Genomic DNA, 1,665 nt, shown 5'->3' with positions numbered 1-1,665 from the left:
GCGAGCGCACGTTCGCCCGCCGCTTCGCCGCCCGCACGGGCACGAGCCCCGGGGCGTGGCTGCGCGCCGAGCGCATCGCCGCGGCCCAGCGCCTGCTCGAGGAGACCGCGCTGCCGGTGGACGCGGTGGCCGCGCGGGCGGGCTTCGGCACGAGCGCCGCGCTGCGCATCCGCATGAAGGCGGCGCTCGGCACCACCCCGAGCGCCTACCGCCGCCGCTTCCGCGGGGTTCCCGGGGGCGCTGCCACCGGGCCCTCCGGTGAGCCGGGCGGGACAAGACCGGCTGCGACCCGGGTGAGGGCGGGTGCACAGCCGAGCACGAGCCCGCAGCCGAGTGCGCGCGCCTAGCCGAACAGGATCGCGGCCAGGATGATCGTCGGCACGGAGAGGATCGTCGTGATGAAGACGACGTCGCGGGTGATCGTCTCCGACTGGCGGTAGCGCAGCGCGTAGACGTAGACGTTCTGCGCCGTGGGCAGCGCCGAGGTGACGACGATGGCCATGAGGTCGCCGCCCGTGAAGCCCAGGAGCGGCCCGCCGATCGCCCACGCCAGCACCGGCTGGGCGATGAGCTTGCCGACCGTCATGATCGTCAGGTGGGAGCGGGTGCCCGGCTTCGGCAGCGCCCAGCCGTCCTTGAGCGAGATCCCGAACGCCATGAGGGTCAGCGGCACGGAGGTGTTGCCGATCATCTCGATGGGGTCGTGGAGGACGTGGGGCAGCTGGAAGCCGGTGATCGAGGCGACGAGGCCCAGACACGCGCCGATGATGATGGGGTTGCGGACCACCTGCAGGAGCGGCTGCCACCACGCGCGGTCGGAGCGCTGGCCGCGCTCGCGCTCGCCGCGTCCGCGCGAGGCGTCGAGGATCGCCATGCCGATGGGCGCGAGCACGAGCAGCTGGAAGAGCAGCACCGGTGCCACGGATTTGAGCGAGCCCAGCACGTACGTGGCGATGGGGATGCCGAGGTTGCCGATGTTGACGTAGCTGACCGACCACGCGCTCATGACCGCGGCTCCCGGCGAGCCGCCGCGCCACCGGGTGAATGCGAAGAGCGCGCAGCCCAGGATGACGGCGGAGCCCGCGGTGGCCAGGAGCGCGGGGCTGAAGACCTGCTCGACCGCGGTCTGGGCCAGTGTGACGTAGAGCAGCGCCGGGGTCCCCGCGTAGAAGACCACGCCGGCGAGCACTCGCTGGCCGGTCTCGCCCAGCACCTCCGAGCGGCCCAGGAGCCAGCCGGCGAACACGATCACCGCGATGACGCCGAAGCCCTCGAGCGCACCGATCATGTCTCTCCCTGGGTCGTTTGGCCGGCGGGTTCACTCTAGCGGCGCCCCGGAACGCGCGGCCCCGCGCCCACGGGGCGGACGGCCGCGCACCCAGGCGGGCCCCGGAGTGCGGCGGCGGCCGTGCCCCGGACGGCGTTGGCCGTCGCCGCGCTCGGGTGCCGCGCGGGCCGCCGGGTAGGCTTGGCGGGTCATGGATGCGACTTCGAAGCCCGGTGCGGATGCGCCGGAGGGCGCCGAGCCCCAGGGTGGGAGCGGCCCCCAGAGCACTCGGGGCTCCGAGGACCCTCGGGGCCCGCAGCAGTCCAAGGAAACCCAGCGGTCCCGGCGCGCACCCCGCCGCCGCGGCGGCCGCGGGCGGCGCGGGCCGAAGGCCGATC

The 1,665-nt window shown here is 74.5% G+C and carries 3 protein-coding genes; 2 read left to right on the top strand and 1 reads right to left on the bottom strand.

Annotated features, from left to right (window positions below):
- A partial coding sequence (locus GSY69_RS13745; protein WP_160954393.1) for a helix-turn-helix domain-containing protein occupies nt 1-347 on the top strand: 347 nt, incomplete at its 5' end.
- On the opposite strand, the gene GSY69_RS13740 is transcribed toward GSY69_RS13745, so the two are convergent.
- A complete protein-coding gene (locus GSY69_RS13740; protein WP_160954392.1) occupies nt 344-1,288 on the bottom strand; it encodes an AEC family transporter in 945 nt (314 codons plus the stop codon). The genes GSY69_RS13745 and GSY69_RS13740 overlap by 4 nt on opposite strands.
- A 190-nt stretch (nt 1,289-1,478) precedes the next feature.
- On the opposite strand from GSY69_RS13740, the gene GSY69_RS14830 reads away from it, so the two are divergent.
- Nucleotides 1,479-1,665 (top strand): hypothetical protein (locus GSY69_RS14830; RefSeq protein ID WP_235936576.1); only part of this gene is annotated, 187 nt, incomplete at its 3' end.

The sequence above is a fragment of the Brevibacterium rongguiense genome (assembly GCF_009857845.1).
Classification (GTDB): Bacteria; Actinomycetota; Actinomycetes; order Actinomycetales; family Brevibacteriaceae; genus Brevibacterium; species Brevibacterium rongguiense.
This window is presented reverse-complemented; position numbering and strand designations above follow the sequence as displayed.

What these genes read in the sequence shown, in the direction of transcription:
- GSY69_RS13740 (WP_160954392.1), bottom strand. Translation starts at nt 1,288, where the DNA reads ATGATCGGTGCGCTCGAGGGCTTCGGCGTCATCGCGGTGATCGTGTTC.